Source organism: Chryseomicrobium imtechense, from assembly GCF_041475995.1.
GTDB lineage: Bacteria > Bacillota > Bacilli > Bacillales_A > Planococcaceae > Chryseomicrobium > Chryseomicrobium aureum.
This window is the reverse complement of record NZ_JBGOBM010000002.1, coordinates 231,800-257,698: the sequence shown is the minus strand read 5'-3', so window position 1 is coordinate 257,698 and position 25,899 is coordinate 231,800. Positions and strand designations below refer to the sequence as shown.

The window sequence follows — 25,899 nt, the reverse complement described above, 5'->3', positions numbered from 1 at the left end:
CTCCTTTACTCTTCGACACCTAGTTTTTCAATTTTGTAATACAATGTCCGAAGGGAAATATTTAATTTTTTTGCAGCTTCCGTCTTGTTCCCTTTAAAGGAAGCGAGCGTATCTTGAATTAGCTTTCGCTCGTATTCTTCAACAAGGTCTGAAAGCGATCCATCTGGCAGTTCAGGTTTCGACTTTCGAATCGTTGTCAGTGGAAGATGTCTTTCTTCTACTAAGCGCTCATTCGCATTCATGAAAATCAGTGTTCGACTGATGACATTTTCAAGTTCCCGGACATTCCCAGGCCAATCGTAGGATTCGAGTGCTTTTAAAGCCCGACTAGAGAACCCATCAACTTGTTTGCCGAATTCTTTATTCAGTCTCACTAACGCATGATCGAGGATGAGTGAAATGTCTTCAATCCTCTCACGTAACGGCGGGATATAAATAGGCATTTTGTTCACTTGGAAATAAAGCTCCTCCAGGAAGTGGCCATCTCGCATACTTTTTTCAAGCTGATCACTTGTGGAAGCAATTAAACGGAACTTGTCGTTTGAAAGTTCTTTCAGTAATTTTCTCTGATGTTCAATCGAGAGTTCTCCGATTTCATCTAAAAACAGGGTACCTCCTGAAGCTTGTGAGATGAAGGGTTCCTGTTTTGAACCATCAAACAATTGATCTGTTGCTTCTTGAGAACTGCAATTCACTCGTATGAACTTGTTATGCTTTCGTTCACTTTTTCGGTGGATAGCGTGTGCGAAAAGATCCTTCCCGACTCCCGTCTCTCCTCGCAACAATATGGTTACAGGAACTCCGGCAGCGAGTTTTGCTTGGTCTTTAGCGAACTGAATTTTGTCAGATTGTCCAATGATATCTTCAAATGAAAGATTGGATTCTAGTGACCGAATTAACAAGCGTGCACGGTCAAGCTCTTTCATCATCGTTCGCATTTCTGTGACGTCGTGTATGACGCCAACACTCCCCTTCAAGCGATTGTTGACGATGACAGGCGCAACGTTCACAATTACTTCTTTACGATCTTTTCCAACTTGCAATTGCTTCCCTCGCACTGGTTTGCGCGTTTCAAGTACTTGCCTGTGAATACTTTCGCCGTTCATAATATCGGCCTCAGCAGGCTTACCGATAATATCTTTCTCTTCAAGTCCAGTAATCCTTGTATATGCCGGGTTGATCAGAAGACCCACTCCATTTTCATCCACTACGGATATTGCATCATCTGATGACTGAATAATGGCCTCTAACATCATTTGAATTTCTCGCAAATTCGTCAAATCTTCCGCCATTTGTTGAATCTCAGAAATATCTTTAAAAACAGCAAATGCACCAATTCGTTGACCGTCTCCAGTCGTCAATGGGAAACGAGACGTAACAATTTTGGTACCGCTTTCAAGAGTTAATTGTTGATTGGACTCCGAGCGTCCCGTCTCGATAACTTGTAATAGGCGACTGTGCGGAATAACTTCATGTATAGGTTTGCCGAGCACTTTTTCTTTTTTTACGTTGGTCAGCTTTGCAGCTCGTTCGTTGAAGAATGTGATTTTCCCATTTTGATCGACACTTATGATTCCTTCATCCATTGAATCAAAAATAATTCGCTGGATTTGTCGTTGCGCATCCATCAATTGAAAAGAACGATTCTTCTCTTCAATCAACTGCACTAAGATAGAAGCAATTTCTCCAGGAATAACAACAGTAGAGCGGTCCCGCTTTTCTAATAGTCGGGTGAATAAATTCGAGTCCCCTGTTGCATCAATGATGATATCGAGGTCTGGACTTATGTAGGTTTCCCAATGAGTATCTGTTGGTATTCCTAACTCTTTTGCAACAGCCATAGCAGGTGCTAATGGATTTTCATCGATAACTGCAGTAAATGAAAAGTTGCCGAGATTATTAAGGAGTCGGAGGATAGCTGTTCCACCTCGCCCTGCTCCAAGTAAAAGTATATTTTGCAATATATTGCACACCTCCTTGGTGTTAGTGCAAGTTGTTGCATTTCCACTCTATAATACCGTAAGCTGACTCGATTGACAATCATTTTTACACATGCGATAGTAAATAACAGATAAGGAGTTGACTGGTTTGGCACGTTTAGCAGCACTGATTGTCCTTGTAATTCCTGGAATACTAGCGGCATACGGAATCAAGTTAATGCGTGATACATTTTTCGGAATTAGTAATCTAGGTACTGCTCCACTATGGTTTCAATTTGTTCTAGGACTAGCTTTAATGGTACTAGGTATAGGTTTCTTTGCAGGATTTTTACTTAGACGAGACCGTAAAAATGGACGGGTATCTGAACGATTCAAAGAAAAAAAGGCTAAATCCGATTGAGGATCTAGCCTTTTTTTATATGGGGTTAGGTATGTAGGGGAAGCGTTTCGCGGGCGCGGGCTGAGCCAAAATCGAGTTGTGAACGCCAGAAATACACTACGGAATTTCTCGAGCGGCGTTCTCCACATCTAAAACAAGGTCTCAGCTTCCGCTTTTAATCCCGCTGGAGTAACCCCTACCCACTAGTAATGTTGCGTTCTTAACCTATTACAAATAATCCATCATACCTTATTAAAGCCTTTTTGCTTTTGTTCAACTTTATCTGGAAAATCGGTGATCCATCCAATTACACAAGGTCTTGGAGATGTTAAATACTTTTCTTTTCCGGTCAGACCGTAAAACCTTATGGAATAGCGCTCGCATAACTCGTTTATCCAAGAGGCATTGTAATAGCGCTTGTTGATATGCAACGTCTTCAACCACGGATAACTTTTTAATTCTTCCCAGTCAGTAGACTTCTTAGCGATTAAACACCACTCGTAGTCTGGATAGTTGGCATGTCCAATGGCTAAAATCGAAAGATCGAACGATGAAAAGTGAACATCTGAAAACGGTTTAATAAGTTCTACGACTTCCCGAATCTTTTCTTGCTTCCCCATATAAGTCTCTTTCAGCTCAACATTTAACGCAACATCATAGACTCTTGCAAACTCTATAAATTGTTGAAGCGTTAAAATACGGTGTCCAAAAAAACGACGAAGGAAACGTTTTCCGACTTTCCATTGTAATACCTCTTCTGCAGCGACGTCGCGGATCTGTTTGTTTTGACCCGTTAAGCGAAACAAGTCTAAATCATGAATAACCATGTGCTGTCCATCTGCAGTTAGTTGTAAATCAATTTCAATCCCTTTTGCATTGCGGGAAATGGCCTCTTTAAATGCGGCAAGAGTATTTTCCATCTTATAACCGGATGCACCTCGATGCGCATAAATCGGAAGCATGTGTAAAACTCCTTTAACTTGCCATATTCTCTAGACGAATTTTGTCTGCAATCATGGCAATAAATTCTGAATTGGTTGGTTTGCTCTTTAAGTGGTGAACAGTGTATCCAAATGTTTGCGAGATCGTCTCGTAGTTTCCTCGATTCCATGCTACTTCGATTGCATGACGAATTGCGCGTTCTACACGGGACGGTGTCGTATCGAATTTGTCTGCAATTTCAGGATAGAGAACTTTTGTGACCGAACCGAGCAATTCAATATCATTGTAAACCATTTGAATGGCTTCTCGTAAGTAGGAGTATCCTTTAATATGAGCTGGAACACCGATTTCTTTAATGACGTTTGTGATTGTGAAATCGATGCCTTTCGTTTTTGGAGCTGTTCGAACAGTAGTAGCTGAGGTTTGATTGTGAGCCGTACCTGCTACCTGCAAAATTTGCTGCACAAGGCGATCGAATTCAAATGGCTTCAACATAAAATACGCAGTTCCGAGATCTACCGCTTGCTTCATGACTTCTTCTTGACCAAACGCAGTCAGCATAATCACTTTCATTGTCGGGTAGAGTTGCTCTTTGTGTAAATGGTCCATTACCGCAATACCATCCAAGTGCGGCATAATAATATCAAGTAATAGCACATCTGGAACTTGTTCTTCAAGTAAATCTAAACATTGTTTTCCGTTATATGCTGTATGGATAACTTCTATCGATGGATGCTCCTTAAAATAATCTGCAATCGTCGCTACTAAATCTCGGTTATCATCTACAATCATCACTTTAATCTTTTCCATGTCATTCATCCCCTGTCTTCATTCATCTACTTCCTCACTATAAAGAAAATAGGTCTTTTGTTAAAAAAATCTTTTGTAGGATAATTTCTTTCTATTCTGACATCTTGTGACAATTCGCTGTTCATTTTGTCGAATAATCTTCTCTATAGTATAACGTGTTTGTACAAAATTCTCTAGAGACAACAAAAAACCAGGTCACGCTCATACTCGAGCGTAGCCTGGCAGAATTAGTAGTGGTTTTGTCACTTTAAAACCAGGGTGTTTTGGTTTTGAAGGTACAATCTGGTCAACCGCTGCTAAACGAATTAGTGTGTTCGAAAGGAAGTGATTCATGATTGGTATTATTTTTTTGTTTGTGCTTGTGCAAGTAATTCTGCAGCATGATGGAGTGTAATTTCAGATATTTCTTCTCCCGCCATCATTCGGCTTAATTCTTCTGTTCGCTCTTCTAGTGACAATTCTTGAATTTTTGTTTTTGTTCGGTCGGCTTCTACATGCTTTTCAATGCGCAAATGCGAATCGGCAAGAGCAGCAACAGCTGGCAAATGCGTAATAACAAGAACTTGAGAATCTTTAGCAATTTGCCCAATCTTCTCAGCAATCGCTTGCGCCACTCGTCCGGAAACGCCGGTATCCACTTCATCAAAAATAATAGAAGTGATTTCCTGATGTTTGGAAAAAATACTTTTTAGCGCAAGCATGACACGACTCAGTTCTCCACCCGATGCAACTTTCGTTAACGGTTTCAATGGTTCGCCTACATTGGTGGCAATGTAGAATACGACATGATTTTTTCCGTTCTCTGTAAAGTGCGAAAGTTCTTCCACACGAACATCCATAATTGCTCGGTCCATATAAAGTGCACTGAGCTGTTCCATGATACGTGTACTTAACTCTTCAGCAGTCTGCTTACGAATGGTCGATAGCTCATCTGCCTCAAGTTGCAAGTCTTGTTCGATCTGAGCAAGTTTTCTTTCTAGTTCTTCAATCTCTTGGTCGCGGTTGGTCAGTTGATCAAGTTGACGTTTAATTTTTTCACCATATGCAATGACTTCATCCACCGTTTGACCATATTTCCTCTTTAGTGTTTGAAGCAATGCAAGACGATCTTCTACATATTGAACACGTTGTTCATCAAACTCCATCGAATCCAACTGATTTTGGATTTGTGACTGAACATCTTCAAGAATGAAATAAGCATTTGCAAATTCTTCGCTAATCTTGCCGTACGTAGTATTTACACTCTGAATATCTTGAAGCGCATGCAACACCACTCCAAGATAATCCATTGCGCCAGATTCTGCCGTAAGTGCTTGGGAAGAAGTTTGAAGCTTATCAACAATTTTTGAGTAGTTCTGCATCTCTGTCCGTTCTGCAGACAACGTCTCTTCTTCTCCACTGATTAACTCCGCTTCTTCAATCTCATTTAATTGAAAACGATAAAGATCCATACGATGTGTCATTTCCTGATCATCCATCTGTAGACCCTTCAACCGTTTTTTTGTTCGATTGTAGGCTTCGTAAACTTGAGAATATGCGTCTTTGGCATCTACAAATTGTTTAGAAGCAAACTGATCCAATAAATTAATATGGGATCGTTCATCCATAAGCTCTTGGCTTTCGTGTTGTCCGTGTATATCTACAAGTGTACTTCCCACTTCACGTAGAACAGCAATGGTCACCAATTTACCATTAATTCGGCATGTACTTTTGCCATTTGCATTCAATTCACGGCGCAATATTATGCTCTCTTCGTCCGTAGGTATCCCGAGCTCTTCAAGTTTTTTATAACTTGAATGAGACGTTGAGTTTAGCGAAAACATGCCTTCTAGCTCTGCTTTTTTTGTACCATGCCGAATGAATTCAGAAGATCCACGTGCACCACATAGTAACTGGACGGCATCGATAATAATCGATTTTCCGGCTCCTGTTTCACCCGTCAACACGGTAAGTCCTTCTGTAAAGCTAACAGTCAATTCATCAATAATGGCAAAATTCCGTATAGACAGTTCAGCTAACATATCAACCCTCCTTACAGCATCTCAAGCAATTTCGTTTTGACAAGATCCCGATCCTTTTCTTCTCGACAAAGGATCAGGCATGTATCATCCCCACAAATGGTACCTAGGATTTCCTCCCAGTCCAAATAATCAATCAGAGAGCCGATTGCGTGAGCATTTCCAGGTAAAGTTTTCATAACTAAAAAGTGACTGGCCCCATCGATTGAAACAAATGCATCTGTCAACGCGCGTTTTAATTTTTGCATTGGATTAAAGCGCTGATCTGCTGGCAAGCTGTATTTATAACGTCCATCTGGCAACGGGACTTTTACTAAATGCAATTCTTTGATATCGCGGGAGACAGTTGCTTGTGTAATTGCAAACCCTTCTGCTTTTAAGATATCGACTAAATCATCTTGTGTCTCGACTTCATTATTTGAAATGATGTCGCGAATGCGAATATGACGTTGTCCTTTATTCATTGGTATCCACTCCATTGATTGTATATTTATACCTTCGTACTTATACAGTATCATTCAGGGGGTGTCGCGACAAGTGCGACAAAAAAACTATGGACAGATAGCGTCCATAGTTTAGGCATTTAATGTTGTATGTGCATCCGCAACAATTTTTTTGAAATCTAGCACTTGTGCAGGTTCATTTGATTTTTTTAGATAAAATAAAAATTCAATATTGCCCTCTCCACCTGTAATAGGGGAGTACGTGGCATCTATAACCTCAAAACCAGCTGTGTTGGCGAATTTCTCCACTTGATATAGAACATCACTGTGTACTTTGGCATCTCGGACAATCCCTTTTTTCCCAACGCGGTCTTTTCCTGCTTCAAACTGAGGTTTAACAAGGGCTACAACGTCTCCACCGTCTACAATTATAGAAGCGAGCGGAGGGAAAATTAAATTCAAAGAGATGAAAGACACATCAATAGTTGCAAGCGTTGGCAGCCCCTTTGTGAAATCTTCTGGCTTGCTGTAACGGAAATTTGTGCGCTCCATTACCGTCACCCGCTCGTCACTACGTATTTTCCAATCGAGTTGGTTATACCCAACGTCCAGTGCATAAGCGTGCGTAGCCCCATTTTGAAGTGCACAATCTGTAAATCCACCAGTAGAAGAGCCAATGTCGAGTAAAATCGCTCCCTCGATGTCTAGATCAAATACTTCAATCGCCTTTTCAAGTTTCAAGCCACCGCGGCTGACATACTTTAGTCGTTGACCTTTTAAGACAAATTCACTTGTAACCTCTATTTTCTCTCCGGGCTTCGTGATTTGCATCTCATTGACATACACTTGACCCGCCATGATTGCTCGTTTTGCTTGTTCACGGGATGTAAACAGTTCTTTTTCAACGAGTAGAATATCCACTCGTTCTTTCGGTACTTGACTCATTACACAGTTGCCTGCTGCAATTGTGACTTGATTTGCTTTTTCAAATCTTCAACAGAGATATGAATATCGTTTAGAAGTTCAGGTACATCACCGTGTTCGATAAACTCATCTGGAATACCGATTCGCGTAACAGGTACATCTAGCTTCTGTTCGTTGTAATGTTCAAGAACACTGCTACCAAAACCACCTTGTAATACGGCTTCCTCAAGTGTAATAAGCGGAATTTGGCGTGCTGCTAAAGAGGCCAGCATATTTGCATCCAGCGGTTTGATGAAGCGTGCATTTACAACTTCTACTGAAATACCTTCTGCTTTTAGTTCTTCAGCTGCTTGCATGGCCATTGGAATCGTCGTACCAAATGTCAATACCGCTACATCCGTACCTTGTTCTAAGACTTCCCAGCTACCGATTGGAATTGTCTTCAACTCCGAATCGAGTGGCACACCAAAGCCGTTCCCTCGAGGATAGCGAAGAGCAATTGGTCCATCATTGTACTCAATGGCCGTCTTCACCATGTGTTGACCTTCATTTTCATCTTTTGGCATCATGATCACCATGTTCGGCATATGACGCAAGAATGCGATATCATAGACACCTTGATGTGTTTCACCATCTGCCCCTACTAATCCAGCACGGTCGATACCTAAAAATACGTTTAAGTTTTGGCGACAGACATCGTGAAGCATTTGATCATATGCGCGTTGTAAGAAAGTTGAGTAAATCGCCACATATGGTTTCATTCCATCCATTGCCATACCTGCTGCCATCGTAATCGCATGTTGTTCCGCTATCCCGACATCAATCATACGGTCCGGGAATTCAGATGCAAAGCCTTCTAATTTGGAACCTACCGGCATTGCAGGTGTAATTGCGACAATGCGCTTGTCCTCTCGCGCGAGCGTTCGAACTGTTTCTGAAATCAAGCCACTCCAAGAAGGGCCTTTTGCAGCAGACTTAACAAAATCCCCTGTTTCCATTTTGTAAGGACCTGTACCGTGCCACGTACCGACTGTGTCGAGTTCAGCTGGTTTAAACCCTTTTCCTTTTTTCGTGAGAACGTGTAAAATGACTGGTCCCTCAGCATTTTTAGCAAACTTGATGTTTTCCTCTAAATCTTCAAAATCATGTCCGTTGATTGGCCCTAGATATGTGAAGCCCATCTCTTCAAAAAATGCACCTGATACCATCAAATATTTTAAGCTGTCTTTGACACGTTCAGCAGTTGAAGCAATTTTCCCACCAACGGCAGGAATCTTCTTCATCAAGTACTCAATATCATCTTTTGCTTTATTGTAAGAACCATGTGTGCGAAGTTTCCCTAAGATGTTATGAAGGGCTCCGACGTTTGGTGCAATTGACATTTCATTGTCGTTTAAGATGACAATCATCTTTGTTTTTTCATGTCCGATATGATTTAGTGCCTCAAGTGCCATACCACCTGTTAATGCACCATCACCGATGATCGGAATGACGTGATTTGATTTTCCTAATACATCACGAGCTTTCGCCATCCCCATTGCTGCAGATAGAGAAGTAGAACTATGTCCAGCTTCCCAAACATCATGTTCACTTTCCACGCGTTTTGGGAATCCACATAATCCTTTAAATTGACGAAGCGTATCAAACTGGTTTGCACGTCCCGTTAAAATCTTGTGTACGTAAGCTTGATGGCCTACATCCCAAATAAATTTGTCTTCCGGCGAATTGAACGCTTTATGAAGAGCGAGTGTCAGTTCTACAACACCTAAATTTGGTCCAATATGACCACCTGTTACAGATAATTTTTCAATAAGAAAATCTCGAACATCTTGACTGAGTGATTCGAGTTCTTCGTTTGACATCGTTTTCAAAAAGGATGGACTTGTTATAGTATTCAGATCCACTTCCATCACACACCTTATCTTGTTATTCCTCTAGTTATAGGTAATTTTAATAATAGCATTAAATGTCTGTTAAAATACAGCGAGAAGTTAGTTCTCACGGTAGCTAATATAGTCTGCAAAACTTTTTAGTAACCCGTCTTGCTTTCCGATTGCTGTGAGAGCACCTGCTGCTTCTTTGTGATAACGATCACGTTCAGCAATCGCACCTTCTAAAGTTAGTAGCGCTGGATAGGTACTTTTGTTTGCAGCTTCGTCTTTACCAGCCGTCTTCCCAAGACTAGCTGAGTCAGAAGTCACATCTAAAATATCGTCCTGGACTTGGAACAAAATACCGAGAGCGTGCGCATATGTCATTAATTCTTTTTTCTCTTCAAGTTGCACATTTGCAAGAAGCGCACCGGCTTCAATACTGAAGCGAAGAAGTGCACCGGTTTTTAGTGCATGGATTTTTTGCAAGTGCTCTAGTTCCACAAGCTTCCCCTCTGCCTCCATATCCATCAATTGCCCACCGACCATTCCGGCAGCTCCTGCTGCTTCTGAAAGAAGCGTGATCAACGCTACTTTTTGACTATCCGTATACTGGTTTGATGAGCTAATAAGACGGAAAGCTTCTGTTAGTAAAGCATCTCCTGCCAAAATCGCTGTTGCCTCACCGTATACGATATGATTGGTTGGCTTCCCTCGACGTAAGTCATCATTGTCCATTGCCGGCAAATCGTCATGAATAAGGGAATACGTATGTATATACTCCAAGGCACATGCTGCATCAAGCCCTTTTTCTAATGGAACACCAAACTCATCCAACACAGCCAAAAGAAGCATAGGGCGCACACGTTTGCCCCCTGCTTCTAAAGAATATAGCATGGACTCTTTTAGAGAGTCGGTTAAAGGTTGTGTACGAATCGCCTCGAGCAAATACTGGTCTACTTGCTCAAGGTGCTGCCCGATAAAGTCTTTCACATTTTTCACGTACTTATACCTCCTCTTCCGCTGAGATAAACTGAACAAGCTGCTTTTCAGCTTCTTGCAGTTTTGTTGAACATTGTGCGGATAGTTCCATCCCCTGTTTATAAAGGTCAATTGACTCCTCGAGTGGCACATCGCCTTGCTCGAGCTTACGTACGATTTCTTCTAATTGTTTCATCGCTTCTTCAAATGTTCGTTCCATTCGTTTCACCCTTTTCTATGGATTCAATACGTGCTATGGCAGTTCCATCCTGAAAATGAATCGTTAGTTCGTCATTTTTTTGAAGTTGATTTACAGAACGAATCACTGTGCCTTCTACTTCCGTATAGACAAACCCTTTTTTCATCGTCTGTAGTGGGCTCAATGCTTCTAATGTGCGCAACGTCTCAACAAACTGACGTTTTTTGGAGGTTGTGTTTTGTTTGACCACATATTGTAGACGATCCGTAAGTGTTTGGAGTGCTTTTTGCTCCATTTGTACACGTTTGTCTGGTGACAAATGGTCCAATCGATTTGTTAACTGCGAATAGTGATTTGAGTAACGATCCGTTGAAATTCGGAGGACCGATTCTAACCGTTCGTGTAGCCGAAGATGTTGCTCTACATACGGACGATATAATCGAGAGGCATCCATATAAACAACGGATTTTTGAACTCGCGTGAGTCGGTCTTTCGCATGAAATAGTTTATTCGAAGTTGCTGTGCGCAGGCGCGTTTGTTGATCAGAGAGTACTCGCACCAATTGCACGCGGTCTGGTACAGCAAGTTCAGCTGCAGCAGTTGGTGTTGGGGCACGTAAATCCGAAACGAAATCTGCAATCGTCGTGTCAGTCTCGTGACCAACAGCGCTAATTATAGGGACTTGACTGTTCGCAATTGCCCGAGCGACAGGTTCTTCATTAAATGCCCATAAGTCTTCAATCGAACCACCCCCGCGTCCGACAATTAAAACGTCTAGATCCTGTACCCGATTTGCTTTTTGGATGGATTCAACGATAGATGCTCCTGCACCTGAGCCTTGAACAAGTGTAGAGAACACGGTGACACGTGCAAGTGGGAAGCGACGTTCGAGCGTCGTTAGAATGTCACGAATCGCTGCGCCTGTTGGGGATGTGATGACTCCGATGTGAAGTGGAATTTTCGGAAGTGGTTTTTTCAATGAGGCTGAAAACAGTCCTTCTTGTTCGAGCTTACGTTTTAATTGCTCAAATGCCACAAACAATGCCCCGATGCCATCCGGCTCCATTGATTTTACATAAAATTGATAATTCCCCGCACTTTCAAACAGACTGATATCCCCTGTGACAAAAACATTCATGCCTTCTTCAGCTCGAAATGAAAGTGTTCTTGCTTGTCCCGCAAACATCGCACAGGAAATACGTGCCCCCGCATCTTTCAATGTAAAGTAGATATGTCCATTTGAATGGTATTTCACATTGGACAATTCACCTTTTACATACACTTTTCTTAGATACGGATCGGCATCGAATTTCTTCTTAATATACCGAGTAAGTGCTGTCACGGTTAAATACGCATGTTCCGTCATACCAACGCCCCTTTAGGTAAAAGAAGCTTGTACAAGACGTACAAGCTCGAGTGGTGTAGTTATTTTTTTTGTGCCATACGTTCAGCGCTTAAACATGTATTTTCCATTAACATTGCAATTGTCATTGGACCAACGCCTCCCGGAACGGGTGTAATCGCACCAGCGACAGACTTCACAGAATGAAAGTCGACGTCACCTGAAAGACGGCCATCGGAGTTGCGGTGAATGCCGACATCGATGACAGCGGCGCCAGGTTTAACATGCTCAGCAGTAATCATCAGCGGTTGTCCTGTTGCTACAATTAGAATATCTGCTTGCTTTGTGTATGAAGCAAGGTCTTCTGTGCGCGAATGCGTGTAGGTTACAGTTGCATGGCGGTTTAATAGAAGTTGGCCCATCGGTTTGCCGACGATATTACTTCGTCCGACAATGACAGCGTGTTTGCCTTCAATTGGAATGGCTGCATAGTCAAGTAATTGAATGACTCCAAATGGTGTACAAGGAATAAACCCGTGTTGATTCAACAATAGCTTGCCAACATTCAATGGATGAAAGCCATCAACATCTTTGTCTGGGTGAATCGCTTGTAACACTTTATTTTCATCAATATGACCTGGAAGTGGCAGTTGGATTAAGATCCCATGAACAGATTCGTCATTGTTCAAGTTCTCAATCAGTTCCAACAACTCTTGCCCAGTTACAGTGGACGGCCGTGTTAGTACAGTTGAATCCATGCCTAAACGTTTGCTTGTTTTTTCTTTACTTCCTACATAGGTCTGTGATGCTGGATCGTCTCCCACTAAAACGACCGTTAGCCCTGGGGTAATGCCAGACTGTTTTAAAGTTTCAACACGGTCTTTCACTTTTAAAATTACTTGTTCTGCAATTGCTTTTCCATCAATGATTGTCGCTGTCATGTCGCACACTCCTACTTGTTGATGTATTTCGATAATACGCCATTTACAAATCGGCTAGACTGTTCGTCTCCATATGCTTTTGTTAATTCTATTGCTTCATTCACAATTACAGGTTTCGGTGTATCTTCTGTATGTTCAAGCTCAAAAACCGCCATACGTAAAATCGTCCGCTCGATTTTCGGGAGACGATTCAATGACCAATTTTCAAGTTTTTGTTCTAAGCTCTCATCAATTTCTTCTCGGTGCGCGAGTGTCCCTTTGACAAGCGTGTCATAGAACACGTCCTTTTCTTCGGTCACATGCAACATCGCTTCATTGACGTCCATCTCGGAATGATCGAGTTGGAACAACACACGCAGGGCATGCTCGCGGGCTTCTCTTCTTTTCATAGACTTGACTCCTTTTTCACTTCACTATGCTTTTCATCATAGCATAGAAATGGCGGTTACAAAACTTAATTCCCTATTCAGAAAGTTTTTGAGTAATCAAAAAAAGAAGTGCCTCACAGAGGTTCTGTGAAGCACTCTTACTTAATTGGATTCAGGTGTTTCGAATTGAATTCCTGTCACGTGAACATTGACTTCTTTGACTTCAAGTCCCGTCATATTTAAAATCGCTTGACGGACATTTTGCTGAACTTCTTGAGCAACAGTCGGTACAGCCTTACCGTAGCGAATGGTACAAAACACATCGATGAACAACCCTTTGGCAGAGATGTCTGTTTTGATTCCTTTGCCATGCACTTTTTTGCCTAAGAGTTCAACAACTCCAGCAGCAAAGTTTCCACGAGTTGCAGCCACTCCATCTACTTCATGTGCTGCGATTCCTGCAATAACTGTCAAGACTTCAGGAGCAATCTGAATTGATCCGAGATCACCTTTACCTGTAGACATCTGAAAAAATTCTTGGTCTTTTGTTTCAGCCATTGATTGTCTCCTCCTTCATGATTTCGTATGTTTCTAAAAACTTCGTGTCAAAGTCACCTGAGCGGAAGACTTCGTGATCCATTAAACGCAAGTGGAATGGAATCGTTGTTTCGACACCGTCGACGATGAACTCTTGTAATGCACGCTTCATCTTCAATACAGCTTCTTCACGCGTTGGGGCATGCACAATGAGTTTAGCGACCATTGAGTCGTAGAATGGTGGGATTACATAACCTGGGTACACTGCGGAATCAACTCGAACACCGTAGCCACCTGGCGGGAGATACATGACGACCTTCCCTGGGGATGGCATAAAGTTTTTCGATGGGTTTTCAGCATTGATCCGGCACTCAATTGACCAGCCATTTAATTGAATGTCTTCCTGCTTGATTGTCAATACTTCTCCAGAGGCAACAAGAAGTTGTTGTTTGATCAAATCGACGCCTGTTACCATTTCGGTTACAGGATGTTCTACTTGGATACGTGTATTCATTTCCATGAAATAGAACGAATCGTTAATATGGTCGTAAATAAATTCGACTGTTCCTGCTGATTCATAATTCACAGCAAGCGCTGCTTTTACAGCTGCGTCTCCCATTTTTTGACGCGTGGCTTCTGAAAGTGCTGGAGACGGTGCTTCTTCCACTAGTTTTTGCATGCGACGTTGAATCGAACAATCACGCTCTCCTAAGTGAATTGCATTTCCGTGCCCATCTGCTAACACTTGAATTTCCACGTGGCGGAACTCTTCGATGAATTTTTCTAAGTATACACCAGGGTTACCGAATGCAGCTTGTGCTTCTTTTTGCGTGATTTTGATTCCTGTCACGAGTTCTTCCTCAGAACGGGCCACACGAATCCCTTTCCCGCCACCACCGGCAGTGGCTTTGATGATCACAGGGTACCCGATGTCTGATGCGATAGATTTCGCATCTTCAATTGTCTCTACAATACCTGTTGAACCAGGGACTACAGGAACGCCAGCTGCACGCATGGTTTCACGAGCGACATCTTTCGTCCCCATTTTTGAAATAGCCGAGCTAGATGGCCCGATGAACTTGATGTTGCAAGTCTCACATAGTTCTGCAAAGTCTGCATTTTCTGCGAGGAACCCATACCCTGGGTGAATCCCGTCGGCTCCAGTTAGTTTTGCAACGCTCATAATGTTTGAGAAATGTAAGTATGAATCTTTTGATGTGCGGGGTCCAATGCAATAGGCCTCGTCAGCTAGTTGCACATGCAGTGCTTCTTTATCAGCTTCAGAATAGACGGCGACTGTTTGGATATCCATCTCTTTACAAGCACGGATTATACGCACTGCGATTTCGCCACGATTGGCAATCAATACTTTTTTCATAGTCGTCACCTCTTCGATGAATTATTTAATAGAGAACAATGGCTGACCGTATTCTACTAATTGGCCGTCTTTTACGAGAATCTCGACGATCTCTCCTTCGATTTCAGCCTCTATTTCATTAAATAGTTTCATCGCCTCAACGATACACACGACTGAACTTGCAGTAACTTTGTCCCCTACTTTTACGTATGCATCTGCGTCTGGAGAAGAAGCTTCATAGAACGTTCCAACCATTGGAGAAGTAATTGTTTTATAGGCAGATGTATCAGCAGCTGGAGCTGATTGTTCAGAGGCTGCTTTTGGTGCTTCTTGAGCCGGAGCTGCTTGTTCAGCGACTGGAGCAGCAACTTGTGGTGCAGATGGTTTAGCAACAGGTGCTTCTACTACCGTCGTCGTAATGCCATGTTTTTTTAGTTTTAGTTTTGTGCCTTCTGATTCAAATACAAATTCATCTAATGAAGATTGATCCATTAATTTGATAATTTCTCGGATTTCTTGAATTTTCATTGCTATCAAACTCCCCTATTTAAGTAATGACATTCTTTCCACAGTCTATTCTACCGTTTTTCAACAAAACGCGCACTCTTTTTTAGTACCTGCTCTTATATTTCCCACTTTTCAAACAATAAAAATACTCGCACAAGGCGAGTCTTTAATACGCTGAATAGTCGACTTGGACTTTAGTAGCTTCGGGATATTCTTTTTTCACTGCGTAGATAATGTCATTCGCTTCTTCTGGACTGACCATCTCTGCCGATACATTCACTAACACGTGATCTTCTTGAATTCTCACCAAAGCTTCCGGATAGCCGAGTGATGAATGAGAAATTATTGAGCGCGTGAGACGTATGCGCCTTCTGAAGTATTGATGATCAAACGATCTCCAACATTGATGAATAAAGGAACAGTAACCATTACACCGGTTTCAAGTTTCGCAGTTTTTGAACCGCCACCAGACGTATCTCCTTTGATTCCTGGCTCTGTCTCGATTACTTCAAGCTCGACAGTGTTTGGTAGCTCGACACCAAGCGTTTCGCCTTTATATTGGATAATGCTTAGTTCCATGTTTTCTTTCAAGAACTTCAACTCATATTCGATAGACGTTTCAGGAAGCTCTACTTGATCGTAACTTTCTGTATCCATGAATACGTGCATGTCACCATTTGCATAAAGATACTGCATTTTGCGCGTATCGATCTGTGCTTTCTCTACTTTTTCACCTGCACGGAATGTACGCTCATTCACTGAACCACTGCGAAGGTTGCGAAGTTTCGAGCGAACGAATGCAGCGCCTTTACCTGGTTTTACGTGTTGGAACTCGATAACGCGGTACAAGTTGCCATCAAACTCGATTGTCAGGCCTGTTTTAAAATCGTTTACTGAAATCATGTGATTTCCTCCTATAAAATAACTAATTCTTTTGATGTATGCGTCAGTTTTTCAACGCCTGTTTCTGTGACTAAGGCGTCATCTTCAATGCGCACACCACCGATTCCCGGAAGATAAATTCCTGGTTCAATTGTGATAACCATTCCCGGCTCTAATACAACATCTGAACGAGATGACAATCCAGGTCCTTCATGTACTTCTAAACCAATTCCGTGACCAAGTGAATGACCAAATGCCTGGCCATATCCTTTTGATGCGATGTAGTCGCGAGAAATAGCATCTGCCTCTTTCCCTGTCATACCCGGTTTGATTTTTTCAAGTGCAAGCAATTGAGACTCCAGTACGACTTGATGAATTTCTTTCAGCTGATCAGTGGGTTCACCTACTGCAAGAGTACGTGTTACATCCGAGACATACCCATTGTAATAAGCACCGAAATCCAGTGTAACAAAATCGCCTGACTCAATCACTTTATGTGTTGCGACACCGTGAGGAAGTGCTGAACGGACACCGGAGGCTACAATGATATCGAATGAAGAAGAAGTTGCACCTTGCTTTCGCATGAAGAACTCTAATTCGTTTGAGACATCAAGTTCTGTCATCCCTGGTTTGATGAACGTCAAGATATGTTCATATGCATCATCTGCAATTTTACATGCGTGCTTAATAATAGTAAGCTCGTCTTCGCTCTTAATCAAGCGGATTTTTTCAACAATTCCAGAAGTCGGAACAAGTTCTGTTTCGAGTGCTTTTTGGTAACGATCATACTCGGCATAAGACATCGCTTCTTGCTCGAAACCGACTTTCGTTAGCTGATGTTCTTTCACAACTTCAGCAACTGCTTCGATTAACGTGGTTTTTTGCTCAATGATTGTATAGCCTTCGATTTGTGCATTTGCTTGCTCTGTGTAACGAAAATCTGTAATGAAGAAAGCATCTGACTCCGTAATCAGTGCAACTCCTGCAGTCCCTGTGAAACCTGTTAAGTAACGACGGCTGTATGGGTTCGTGACGAGTAGTGCGGATAGTGAAGAATCGGTTAATGACTTGCGTACTTTTTGCAATTTCATGTAGTTGGCCTCCTATTTAAACACTAGTCTTAGTGTAGCATAGCCGAAAACGATTCCGCTATCCTTCAATGACACATAAAAAGCATTTTCCCATAGAGTACCAGAGAAAATGCTTTTTAACGTATTAGTTATGAATTAAAGTCCACACTTCAACTGCGCTCCACAGTTTGTACAAGTGTTACAGCCACCAAGTTCCTCAACCGTCCCTTTACGACACACTGGACACGTGTTGCCAACTTCTGAACCGATTGTCACATTTGTGCTGCGAAGATCTTGAATTGTATCGATTAAAACGATTGGTCGTTTTTGTTCTACTACTTCATCTTGCACTTCTGTCATATCATTTTCTTCTGCTTTTAGTGTCAATACTTGCGAGTCACGGCTACCGTCGACATAAACTGTTCCACCTTTTGCACCGCCATGGTAAAGACGCTCGTATACGCCTTCTACTTGTTCAACCGTATACCCTTTTGGCGCGTTTACAGTTTTCGAGATAGATGAATCAATCCAGCGCTGAATGATACACTGCACATCTGCATGTGCTTCTGGTTTTAATTCCATTGCCGTCACAAACCACTCTGGAAGTGTTTCAGAAGATGCATCCTGATTGCGCTCTAAGTACTCACTGACAATATCCGCTTTTACTTCGATGAATTTACCAAGACGGCCGCTACGATAGTAAGTGAACGAGAAGTATGGCTCAAGTCCAGTCGATACTCCAACCATCGTTCCAGTAGAACCTGTTGGTGCCACCGTCAATAGATGCGAGTTACGAATTCCTGATTCCAGAATAGACGCGCGAATCTCCTCAGGCATTCCTTGCATGAAGCCTGTCTCTGTGAATGCTTTGCGAAGGCGCTCTGTCTCTTGTTCTGTATCACCGACTAAAAACGGGAAGCTTCCGCGTTCTTTCGCAAGTTCAACAGATGTCTCATAAGCTGTTTCAGCAATTGTTTTGAAGATTTCATCAACGAGTACATTTCCTTCATCTGAGCCATATGGTTTCTCACAGTAAATCAGTAGATCCGCAAGTCCCATTACGCCAAGCCCTACACGACGCTCTCCAAGAGCTTGTACTTTATTCTCTTCTAAGAAGTATGGTGTCGCATCAATTACATTATCTTGCATGCGAACACCGACACGTACTGTTTCTTTCAGCCCTTCAAAATCTACTGTTTTCGTATCTTTTTGTGCGAATTGAGCGAGGTTGACCGCTGCAAGATTACACACACTGTATGGTGCAAGTGGTTGTTCTCCACATGGGTTTGTAGCCACTACTTTTTGACCGTATGCTTTTGCATTCGTCTTGTCATTGGCATTGTCGATAAAGAAAATACCAGGCTCTGCAGAGTACGTAGCACAAATATTGATGAGGTTCCAAAGCTCGCGTGCTTTGATCGTGCGGTATGTGCGCACTTCATAGCCCATTTGCTCCCATTCGCGAACATCTCCAACTTTATGCCATTCTCTGTTGTATACTTCCATATCTTCTTTCGAGTAGTTCTCAACAGCTGGGAAGCGAAGATCAAACTCCGAATCGTCTTCAACAGCTTGCATGAACTCTTTCGTCAGTGTGACAGAAATATTTGCACCCGTTAAGAACTCTGAATTATGAACACTGTAGTGTCCACCATCACGTAGTTTAGATTCCGCATCACGAATGATTGCTTCACTAAAGCCGCCCAACCCTGGAATTGCTTTGTAATTGACAATCCCTTGGTACATCTGTTCTTCCTGCATGGAAAGTGGCTTAAATTTTAATTTATCTTTTGCGAGTTGTGTAATCCATTCATCATGCGTATTCTCGATCAAATACCGCAAAATTCGCGGATTTTGCATCTTAGAGATGATGAACTCCGCAATATCTGGATGCCAGTCTGCAAGCATAATCATTTGCGCTCCACGACGAGATCCGCCTTGTTCAACAAGATGTGTTAATTTCGCAATGTCATCGAGCCACGAGACAGATCCTGAAGATTTCCCGTTCACTCCACGTGCAAGTGTGTTCCGAGGACGAAGTGTAGAACCATTTGTTCCAACTCCCCCTCCACGACTCATGATTTCCATAACTTGTTTGCGGTGATCACTAATTCCTTCGCGTGAATCTGGAACAAATGGCATCACGTAACAGTTAAAGTACGTTACGTCTGTTTCAGCGCCTGCTCCGTAAATGACGCGTCCAGCTGGGATGAAATTAAGTGAAACAAGTTGTTGGTAAAATTTCTCGAACCATTCTTTGCGTTTTTCTTCTGTCGTTTCAACACTTGCAAGTCCTGTTGCATTGCGAAGAGCGATTTGCTCATAAAAAAGCTCAAGTGGTTTTTCAATCACAGATAGCGGTCGTGTGATTTCACCTGTCTTTGCTTTTTCAGGGTCGTCGATTGCACTGCGATATTCTTCATCAATGCGAACGACAGCTGTTTTCTTGTCCCAATCTATTGAGACGATTTGCCCAAGTCCACGCGCAGGGAATTTTGGGTCTTCTTTTACTGTTAGTACAACAAAATCATCTGCTTGGAGTGTTTTTTTCTCCGTATCTTTGAAGGAATAACGATCGATCATCACCAGTCGTGAGACGCCCTTGTGTGTTAACTTCATATCTGGTGTGATGGGGTGAACTTGAGGAAATTTCTTGATTGCTTCGTTCAATTGTTGGATAGCTTGTTGATGTGTTTGTAGAGTAGATGGTGAGACCATGTAAATTCCTCCCGAAATAGATTATTCACTTCTTGACACAATATATAGTGTATATAGAAATCATAAAGCACAATATATTGAATGTCTAGTTTGAACTGACCTCTTTCAAAATATGAAACTTTGAACCTATTTCGGTGGAATTCCATAGCCCAGAAGTGGCGATTATTTTCTAAAATTCCATTCTGGTGAGCGATACCTTGATGCAGCTAGATTCTTCACATATGCTTGCTGTTGTTCATCAAGAGAAAAAGAAGTGAGGTGAATATTTAGAGCCGATTCAAAGCCATCACGGAAAGCGGGAATGCAGTGATCAACCGTTACCGGATTTGATACTATTTTGTTGATTGAGATAGCTTTTTGCCCTAAGCTCTTTTTCACTTTTTCTTTGTGGTCTTCAGAACTATAAGAAAAACAGTTAATATATTTTTCTTCGTCTAAATCCACAAGAATTGCTCCATGCTGTAAAATCACGCCACGTTGACGTGTTTGTGCAGATCCCGCAACTTTCTTGCCCTCCACAACCAATTCATAATAAGACGGCGCATCGAAACAGACAGCTGATTTTGGTTGGTTTAAGGACTCACGATCGCTTTCCGTTTTAGGAATAGAAAATTGTGCCTGCATTCCGAGATTGCGAAACCCCTGTAAAATACCTTCACTAATCACGCGGTACGCTTCTGTTACCGTCTTAGGCATGTCCGGGTAGTCTTCTGAGACGATGACGCTGTACGTCAGTTCATCTTCATGTAATACTGCGCGTCCTCCTGTGGGTCTTCTTACAAAATCAAGTCCCATGTCTTTTACAGCCTGCAAATTGATGTCGCGTTCCACCCGTTGGAAATAACCAATTGATAATGCAGCAGGTTGCCATTGATAAAAGCGAATGATAGGTGGGATGAGTCCTTCCGAATGCCATTCAAGCAGCGCTTCGTCTAAAGCCATGTTGTATGCGGCGTCTTGTTTACCGGAATCAAGGAAATACCAAGTGTTTGTCATTGAATTGCCTCCGTTTATCATTGAATCTCTCTACACTACTACATTATAATAGAAATAGAGAAGGGAGTAATGAAGTTGTTAGAAATCGTCTTAGGTATTTTAGGTGCCATCATTGTGTTTGGGATTTACACATTCTTTACTGGAATGAAAATGAAGAAATCTGTGACGACGCTCTCTCAGGATGAATTTATCCAGGGATATCGCAAAGCGCAGTTAATCGATGTACGTGAACCAAAGGAATTTGACGGTGGTCATATTCTAGGTGCCCGTAATATTCCTGCAAGTCAAATGCGTACGCGTATGAAAGAAATTCGCAAAGACAAGCCCGTTTACTTGTACTGTCAAAGCGGTGCTCGCAGCGCCCGTACAGCTCTCACACTTAAAAAGAACGGATATGACCAGCTCTATCAGTTAGAGGGCGGCTTCCGTAAGTGGACAGGTAAGATCAAATCCAAATAAATCGTTAATGAAATCAGTATCTACTCTTCCTTTTAGAGTGGATGCTGTTTTTTATTGATTAATGATTTAAATGGTAAGGTCTTGGGTGATTTTAGAAAGATGCGCGAAATAGTTTCCATAATACCAGGAAGTGGTGAACGTCAGGAAATAACCGTCGAATCTTTCGACTTAGCCACTGAATCTTTCCATTTATCCATCGAATCTCAAGACACAATTGCCAAACGCACAAAATAAAACGCCACTCGCAAAATCACGAGTGGCGTTCTCCACATCTTACTTTGAATATCGCAACACAGGCTTACGCGCTGCTTTCGTTTCATCTAGACGACCGATCACCGTCGTATGTGGCGCATTTTGCACCATTTCTGGATTCTCTTCTGTCTCTTTTGCGATTTGAATCAATGCATCACAGAATGCATCTAACGTTTCTTTAGACTCTGTTTCCGTCGGCTCAATCATCATTCCCTCTTCTACATTTAACGGGAAGTAGATTGTTGGCGGATGATAGCCAAAGTCAAGCAAGCGTTTTGCCATATCCAGTGTACGTACACCCAGTTTCTTCTGACGACGACCACTTAGTACAAACTCATGCTTACAGTGGCGGTTGTATGGAAGGTCGAAGAACGGCTCTAAACGACGCATCATATAGTTTGCGTTTAATACGGCATATTCTGTTACCGCTTTTAGCCCGTCTGGCCCCATTGAACGAATGTACGTGTATGCACGTACGTTGATTCCAAAGTTTCCGTAGAACGGTTTTACGCGTCCGATTGCTTGTGGACGGTCGTAATCAAATGTGTAACGGTCATCTTTTTTCACAAGGACTGGTGCTGGCAAGAACGGAATCAAATCTTTCTTCACGCCAACTGGACCAGAACCTGGACCACCACCACCGTGAGGACCTGTGAATGTTTTATGCAAGTTCAAGTGAACACAATCGAAGCCCATGTCGCCAGGGCGTGCTTTTGACATAACCGCATTTAAGTTTGCTCCGTCATAGTAAAGCTTTCCGCCGACACCGTGAATGATGCTCGCCATTTCTAAAATATGCTCTTCAAATAATCCGAGTGTGTTCGGGTTTGTCAGCATAAGCGCAGCTGTGTCATCACCTGCCACGCGGCGTAGATCTTCTAAATCCACTAGACCGAACTCATCTGATTTAACAGTTACTGTTTCAAAGCCCGCAACTGTTGCTGATGCTGGGTTTGTTCCGTGCGCTGAATCTGGAACAATTACTTTTGTACGATGGTGATCACCGTTTGACTCGTGGAACGCACGAATCATCATAAGAGCAGTCCACTCTCCGTGAGCTCCAGCTGCTGGTTGAAGTGTTACATCATCCATACCCGTAATTTCAATCAAATGCTCTTGAAGGTCGTACATCAATTCCATTGCACCTTGAACAGATGATTCATCTTGTAATGGGTGAACGTTAGCAAATCCAGGGAAACGCGCAACGCTCTCATTGATTTTCGGGTTGTATTTCATCGTACATGAACCAAGTGGGTAGAAACCTGAGTCTACACCGTGGTTTCGATTTGAAAGTGCCGTGTAATGACGCATAATATCTAACTCTGATACTTCTGGAAGCTCTGCTTCTTCCGCGCGCAACATACCTTCAGGCAGAAGAGAAGAAAGATCAACTTCTGGTACATCTAAATCTGGCAAGCTATAGCCGATTCGGCCTTCAGTGGATAGTTCAAAAATCAAGGGTTGGTTATCTTTATGCATAATAAGCCCCCATTTCCTGCACAAGTGCATCGATTTCTTCTTTCGTGCGTTGCTCAGTTACCGCAACTAATACGTGATCTTGAAGATCTTTATAATATGTGCCTAGGTGTAGTCCACCGATAATTTCTTTTTCTAGTAGATGAACATTCAAACCTTCTACACTGCCTGGTAGTTTCACAACGATTTCGTTGAAGTGTGCGCCATCAAATACTACTTTGAATCCAGCTGCTTCAAAAGCTTGCTTCGCGTATGCTGTCTTCGCGATGTTTTGAATCGCCATATGTTTTGTGCCTTGCTTTCCAAGAGCGGTCATCGCAACACTTGCAGCTAAAGCATTCAATGCCTGGTTTGAACAGATGTTTGATGTCGCTTTATCCCGACGGATATGCTGTTCGCGCGCTTGAAGTGTCAATACATAGCCACGTTGCCCTTGATCGTCAGTCGTTTCACCAACTAAGCGACCTGGCACTTTACGCATCAATTTCCCCGAAACCGCAAAGTAACCACAGTGTGGTCCTCCGAATGCTTCAGAAATCCCAAACACTTGCGCATCTCCAACTGTAATGTCCGCACCGAATTTACCTGGTGGTGTTAACACGCTTAATGCGAGTGGGTTGGAAGAGCTTACAAATAGGGCACCGTGTTCGTGCGTCATGTCTGAAATAGCTTGCATGTCTTCAAGTTGGCCAAAGAAGTTTGGATATTGAATCATTACGGCTGCAATCTCATTTGATAATTGCTCTTTTAATGCTGCAAGGTCTGTCTTCCCGTCTTTCTGTGCAACAACTTCAACAGCAATATTTTGACCGTGCGCATACATCTTTACAACATCACGGTACTCCGGATGTACAGCTTCAGAAATCAAAATCTTTTTGCGACGTGTGTGGCCTGCCGCTAAATTTCCAGCCTCTGCAAGTGCAGTTCCGCCGTCATACATAGAAGAGTTCGCAAGTTCCATCCCTGTCAATTCACAAATCATCGTTTGGAATTCAAAGATTGCTTGCAATTCACCTTGTGAAATTTCTGGCTGATACGGTGTGTACGCCGTATAGAACTCAGAGCGAGAAATCACATGGTCGACAATCGTTGGTTTGAAGTGATCGTAGACGCCTGCTCCGATAAACGATGCGTAACGTCGGCTGTCTGCATTTTTTGCAGCCATTTTTGTTAACTCTTTTAGTAACGCTGTTTCCGATTTTGCAGGTTTGATATTGTACTCCCCTTTGAATCGAACTTTTTCAGGGATATCAGAAAATAACTCATCAATAGAAGATACTCCAATTGTTTCGAGCATTTCCTTTTGATCCTGCTCAGTCATTGGTAAGTAACGGTGTTTGATCATAACTGGATCGCTCCTTTTATTTTTGTCGCTTGTAAAATGGCGTTGCTACAGTCACTGCTTTTAGACGCTTATTACGAATTTCAACTTCAACCTCTTGACCGAGTTCCGTATAGTCAGCCTTTAGGAGGGCAAGACCGATGTTTTTCTTTAAAGTTGGTGATTGTGTACCTGTTGTCACTTCGCCTACCTCTACGTCTCCAACGAATACTTTGTATCCGTGACGAGGAATTCCTTTATCGATCATTTCGATACCGACAAGTTTACGTGGTTTGCCTTTTGCGACAATTGCATCTTTTCCAATGAGATCTTCTTTCGCTGTTTTAACCGCAAAGCCAATTCCAGCTTCAAGTGGTGAGATATCTTTTGATAATTCTTGACCATAAAGAGGTAAACATGCTTCAAAACGCAGCGTATCACGTGCTCCCAAACCTGCTGGTACGACTTCACCTGAAGATAAAAGAGTTGTAAATAAATCAGGAAGTACTTCGTTTTTTGCATATAGCTCGAAACCGTCTTCTCCCGTATACCCTGTGCGAGAAATGATTACGTCTTTACCATCGACTTGTCCCTCAACAAACGTAAAGAATTTTAAGTCTGCTAGAGGTGTTTCTGTATAATTTTGAAGGAATTCTTGAGCTGCTGGACCTTGGAGCGCAAGTAACCCCCAGTCATCCGATTGATTGTCAATATGAACGTCGCCTGAGACATGCTCGTTCATCCAAGCTACGTCTTTGTCGATATTGGATGCATTTACGACTAACAAATACTTTTCATCATCAAATTTATACACTAACAAGTCATCAACTGTTCCGCCGTCTTCGTAACACATCGCCGCATACATCGCTTTACCAGGTACGAGCTTCGAGATATCGTTCGTGACAAGCTTTTGAATGAATGCTTCACTATCTGCCCCAGTGATCCAGACTTCTCCCATATGGGATACATCGAACAAGCCTGCTTTTGTACGGACAGCTTCATGCTCCTCTTTAATGCTAGAAAACTGCACAGGAAGGTCCCATCCACCAAAATCAATCGTTTTTGCTCCGTAATCAGCATACAAATCATACAAAGGTGTACGTTTCAAATCTATTCCTCCTCAGTTGAATTCATAGTATTGTGAATTTTTCGCATAAAAAAAGACA

The 25,899-nt window shown here is 42.3% G+C and carries 25 protein-coding genes; 2 read left to right on the top strand and 23 right to left on the bottom strand.

The features are described from left to right. Positions 1-5: 5 nt before the first annotated feature. Positions 6-1,961 (bottom strand): PAS domain-containing protein, encoded by a 1,956-nt coding sequence (locus tag AB5N96_RS02930; RefSeq protein WP_499704598.1) that lies wholly within the window; start codon positions 1,959-1,961, stop codon positions 6-8. A gap of 127 nt (positions 1,962-2,088) precedes the next feature. On the opposite strand from AB5N96_RS02930, the gene AB5N96_RS02925 reads away from it, so the two are divergent. Further along, a complete protein-coding gene (locus tag AB5N96_RS02925; protein ID WP_204589305.1) occupies positions 2,089-2,340 on the top strand; it encodes a DUF2627 domain-containing protein in 252 nt (83 codons plus the stop codon). A gap of 221 nt (positions 2,341-2,561) precedes the next feature. Here AB5N96_RS02925 and AB5N96_RS02920 read toward each other — a convergent pair whose 3' ends face one another. The 19 genes from AB5N96_RS02920 to AB5N96_RS02830 all read right to left on the bottom strand — a co-directional run bounded on the left by AB5N96_RS02920 (position 2,562) and on the right by AB5N96_RS02830 (position 21,225). Next, entirely contained in the window at positions 2,562-3,281 is a 720-nt protein-coding gene (locus tag AB5N96_RS02920) for a glycerophosphodiester phosphodiesterase (protein ID WP_204589306.1), read from the bottom strand. Positions 3,282-3,294: 13 nt separating this feature from the next. Further along, on the bottom strand, positions 3,295-4,071 hold the full coding sequence (gene spo0A / locus AB5N96_RS02915; RefSeq protein ID WP_204589307.1) for a sporulation transcription factor Spo0A: 777 nt from the start codon (positions 4,069-4,071) through the stop codon (positions 3,295-3,297). Between the two features lie 341 nt (positions 4,072-4,412). Beyond that, complete coding sequence (gene recN / locus AB5N96_RS02910; protein WP_392453870.1) at positions 4,413-6,092, bottom strand: DNA repair protein RecN; 1,680 nt, start codon at positions 6,090-6,092, stop codon at positions 4,413-4,415. 11 nt (positions 6,093-6,103) lie between these two features. After that, positions 6,104-6,553: a transcriptional regulator AhrC/ArgR gene (gene ahrC, locus AB5N96_RS02905; RefSeq protein WP_204589309.1), complete on the bottom strand. Its 450-nt coding sequence runs from the start codon at positions 6,551-6,553 to the stop codon at positions 6,104-6,106. Positions 6,554-6,664: 111 nt separating this feature from the next. Further along, entirely contained in the window at positions 6,665-7,477 is an 813-nt protein-coding gene (locus tag AB5N96_RS02900) for a TlyA family RNA methyltransferase (protein ID WP_499704597.1), read from the bottom strand. Continuing rightward, on the bottom strand, positions 7,477-9,360 hold the full coding sequence (gene dxs / locus AB5N96_RS02895) for a 1-deoxy-D-xylulose-5-phosphate synthase (RefSeq protein ID WP_499704596.1): 1,884 nt from the start codon (positions 9,358-9,360) through the stop codon (positions 7,477-7,479). The genes AB5N96_RS02900 and dxs overlap by 1 nt, the downstream gene beginning before the upstream one ends. Positions 9,361-9,447: 87 nt before the next feature. Continuing rightward, a complete protein-coding gene (locus AB5N96_RS02890; protein WP_338032423.1) occupies positions 9,448-10,329 on the bottom strand; it encodes a polyprenyl synthetase family protein in 882 nt (293 codons plus the stop codon). Between the two features lie 4 nt (positions 10,330-10,333). Beyond that, positions 10,334-10,528: an exodeoxyribonuclease VII small subunit gene (gene xseB / locus AB5N96_RS02885; RefSeq protein ID WP_239584761.1), complete on the bottom strand. Its 195-nt coding sequence runs from the start codon at positions 10,526-10,528 to the stop codon at positions 10,334-10,336. Further along, on the bottom strand, positions 10,512-11,873 hold the full coding sequence (gene xseA, locus AB5N96_RS02880; protein WP_204589313.1) for an exodeoxyribonuclease VII large subunit: 1,362 nt from the start codon (positions 11,871-11,873) through the stop codon (positions 10,512-10,514). Before xseA ends, xseB begins: the two co-directional genes overlap by 17 nt. Before the next feature lie 59 nt (positions 11,874-11,932). After that, complete coding sequence (gene folD, locus AB5N96_RS02875; RefSeq protein ID WP_499704595.1) at positions 11,933-12,790, bottom strand: bifunctional methylenetetrahydrofolate dehydrogenase/methenyltetrahydrofolate cyclohydrolase FolD; 858 nt, start codon at positions 12,788-12,790, stop codon at positions 11,933-11,935. Positions 12,791-12,801: 11 nt separating this feature from the next. After that, positions 12,802-13,179 (bottom strand): transcription antitermination factor NusB, encoded by a 378-nt coding sequence (nusB, locus tag AB5N96_RS02870; protein WP_204589315.1) that lies wholly within the window; start codon positions 13,177-13,179, stop codon positions 12,802-12,804. Between the two features lie 141 nt (positions 13,180-13,320). After that, positions 13,321-13,716: an Asp23/Gls24 family envelope stress response protein gene (locus AB5N96_RS02865; RefSeq protein ID WP_204589316.1), complete on the bottom strand. Its 396-nt coding sequence runs from the start codon at positions 13,714-13,716 to the stop codon at positions 13,321-13,323. Further along, positions 13,709-15,073, bottom strand: coding sequence for an acetyl-CoA carboxylase biotin carboxylase subunit (gene accC, locus AB5N96_RS02860; RefSeq protein WP_499704594.1), 1,365 nt, complete (start codon positions 15,071-15,073; stop codon positions 13,709-13,711). Before accC ends, AB5N96_RS02865 begins: the two co-directional genes overlap by 8 nt. 21 nt (positions 15,074-15,094) lie before the next feature. Continuing rightward, positions 15,095-15,580 (bottom strand): acetyl-CoA carboxylase biotin carboxyl carrier protein, encoded by a 486-nt coding sequence (gene accB / locus AB5N96_RS02855; protein ID WP_499704593.1) that lies wholly within the window; start codon positions 15,578-15,580, stop codon positions 15,095-15,097. A gap of 145 nt (positions 15,581-15,725) precedes the next feature. After that, positions 15,726-15,866 carry a hypothetical protein gene (locus AB5N96_RS02850; RefSeq protein WP_499704592.1) on the bottom strand — a complete coding sequence of 47 codons (141 nt, stop codon included), beginning with the start codon at positions 15,864-15,866 and terminating at the stop codon, positions 15,726-15,728. Between the two features lie 35 nt (positions 15,867-15,901). Continuing rightward, on the bottom strand, positions 15,902-16,462 hold the full coding sequence (gene efp / locus AB5N96_RS02845; protein WP_204589320.1) for an elongation factor P: 561 nt from the start codon (positions 16,460-16,462) through the stop codon (positions 15,902-15,904). Between the two features lie 11 nt (positions 16,463-16,473). Next, positions 16,474-17,532, bottom strand: coding sequence for a M24 family metallopeptidase (locus tag AB5N96_RS02840; RefSeq protein ID WP_499704591.1), 1,059 nt, complete (start codon positions 17,530-17,532; stop codon positions 16,474-16,476). 135 nt (positions 17,533-17,667) lie between these two features. Continuing rightward, positions 17,668-20,229: a vitamin B12-dependent ribonucleotide reductase gene (locus AB5N96_RS02835; RefSeq protein ID WP_499704590.1), complete on the bottom strand. Its 2,562-nt coding sequence runs from the start codon at positions 20,227-20,229 to the stop codon at positions 17,668-17,670. A gap of 162 nt (positions 20,230-20,391) precedes the next feature. Continuing rightward, entirely contained in the window at positions 20,392-21,225 is an 834-nt protein-coding gene (locus tag AB5N96_RS02830; RefSeq protein WP_499704589.1) for a lipoate--protein ligase family protein, read from the bottom strand. Positions 21,226-21,294: 69 nt separating this feature from the next. On the opposite strand from AB5N96_RS02830, the gene AB5N96_RS02825 reads away from it, so the two are divergent. After that, positions 21,295-21,684, top strand: coding sequence for a rhodanese-like domain-containing protein (locus tag AB5N96_RS02825; RefSeq protein WP_204589323.1), 390 nt, complete (start codon positions 21,295-21,297; stop codon positions 21,682-21,684). 273 nt (positions 21,685-21,957) lie between these two features. On the opposite strand, the gene gcvPB is transcribed toward AB5N96_RS02825, so the two are convergent. From gcvPB to gcvT, 3 genes are read right to left on the bottom strand one after another with little or no spacing between them, the layout of a single operon-like run. Further along, the gene (gcvPB, locus tag AB5N96_RS02820) at positions 21,958-23,415 is read right to left on the bottom strand and encodes an aminomethyl-transferring glycine dehydrogenase subunit GcvPB (protein WP_392453877.1); all 1,458 of its coding nucleotides are present in this window, start codon (positions 23,413-23,415) and stop codon (positions 21,958-21,960) included. Further along, positions 23,408-24,754, bottom strand: coding sequence for an aminomethyl-transferring glycine dehydrogenase subunit GcvPA (gene gcvPA / locus AB5N96_RS02815; RefSeq protein ID WP_499704620.1), 1,347 nt, complete (start codon positions 24,752-24,754; stop codon positions 23,408-23,410). Before gcvPA ends, gcvPB begins: the two co-directional genes overlap by 8 nt. Before the next feature lie 19 nt (positions 24,755-24,773). Beyond that, the gene (gcvT, locus tag AB5N96_RS02810; protein ID WP_499704619.1) at positions 24,774-25,847 is read right to left on the bottom strand and encodes a glycine cleavage system aminomethyltransferase GcvT; all 1,074 of its coding nucleotides are present in this window, start codon (positions 25,845-25,847) and stop codon (positions 24,774-24,776) included. Between the last annotated feature and the right edge of the window lie 52 nt (positions 25,848-25,899).

Bases quoted from the DNA above. Each gene is read 5' to 3' on its own strand.
- AB5N96_RS02920 (WP_204589306.1), bottom strand. From the start codon at position 3,281: ATGCTTCCGATTTATGCGCATCGAGGTGCATCCGGTTATAAGATGGAA.
- spo0A (WP_204589307.1), bottom strand. From the start codon at position 4,071: ATGGAAAAGATTAAAGTGATGATTGTAGATGATAACCGAGATTTAGTA.
- recN (WP_392453870.1), bottom strand. From the start codon at position 6,092: ATGTTAGCTGAACTGTCTATACGGAATTTTGCCATTATTGATGAATTG.
- ahrC (WP_204589309.1), bottom strand. From the start codon at position 6,553: ATGAATAAAGGACAACGTCATATTCGCATTCGCGACATCATTTCAAAT.
- AB5N96_RS02900 (WP_499704597.1), bottom strand. From the start codon at position 7,477: ATGAGTCAAGTACCGAAAGAACGAGTGGATATTCTACTCGTTGAAAAA.
- xseB (WP_239584761.1), bottom strand. From the start codon at position 10,528: ATGGAACGAACATTTGAAGAAGCGATGAAACAATTAGAAGAAATCGTA.
- xseA (WP_204589313.1), bottom strand. From the start codon at position 11,873: ATGACGGAACATGCGTATTTAACCGTGACAGCACTTACTCGGTATATT.
- folD (WP_499704595.1), bottom strand. From the start codon at position 12,790: ATGACAGCGACAATCATTGATGGAAAAGCAATTGCAGAACAAGTAATT.
- nusB (WP_204589315.1), bottom strand. From the start codon at position 13,179: ATGAAAAGAAGAGAAGCCCGCGAGCATGCCCTGCGTGTGTTGTTCCAA.
- AB5N96_RS02865 (WP_204589316.1), bottom strand. From the start codon at position 13,716: ATGGCTGAAACAAAAGACCAAGAATTTTTTCAGATGTCTACAGGTAAA.
- accC (WP_499704594.1), bottom strand. From the start codon at position 15,073: ATGAAAAAAGTATTGATTGCCAATCGTGGCGAAATCGCAGTGCGTATA.
- accB (WP_499704593.1), bottom strand. From the start codon at position 15,580: ATGAAAATTCAAGAAATCCGAGAAATTATCAAATTAATGGATCAATCT.
- efp (WP_204589320.1), bottom strand. From the start codon at position 16,462: ATGATTTCAGTAAACGATTTTAAAACAGGCCTGACAATCGAGTTTGAT.
- AB5N96_RS02840 (WP_499704591.1), bottom strand. From the start codon at position 17,532: ATGAAATTGCAAAAAGTACGCAAGTCATTAACCGATTCTTCACTATCC.
- AB5N96_RS02835 (WP_499704590.1), bottom strand. From the start codon at position 20,229: ATGGTCTCACCATCTACTCTACAAACACATCAACAAGCTATCCAACAA.
- AB5N96_RS02830 (WP_499704589.1), bottom strand. From the start codon at position 21,225: ATGACAAACACTTGGTATTTCCTTGATTCCGGTAAACAAGACGCCGCA.
- AB5N96_RS02825 (WP_204589323.1), top strand. From the start codon at position 21,295: ATGAAGTTGTTAGAAATCGTCTTAGGTATTTTAGGTGCCATCATTGTG.
- gcvPB (WP_392453877.1), bottom strand. From the start codon at position 23,415: ATGCATAAAGATAACCAACCCTTGATTTTTGAACTATCCACTGAAGGC.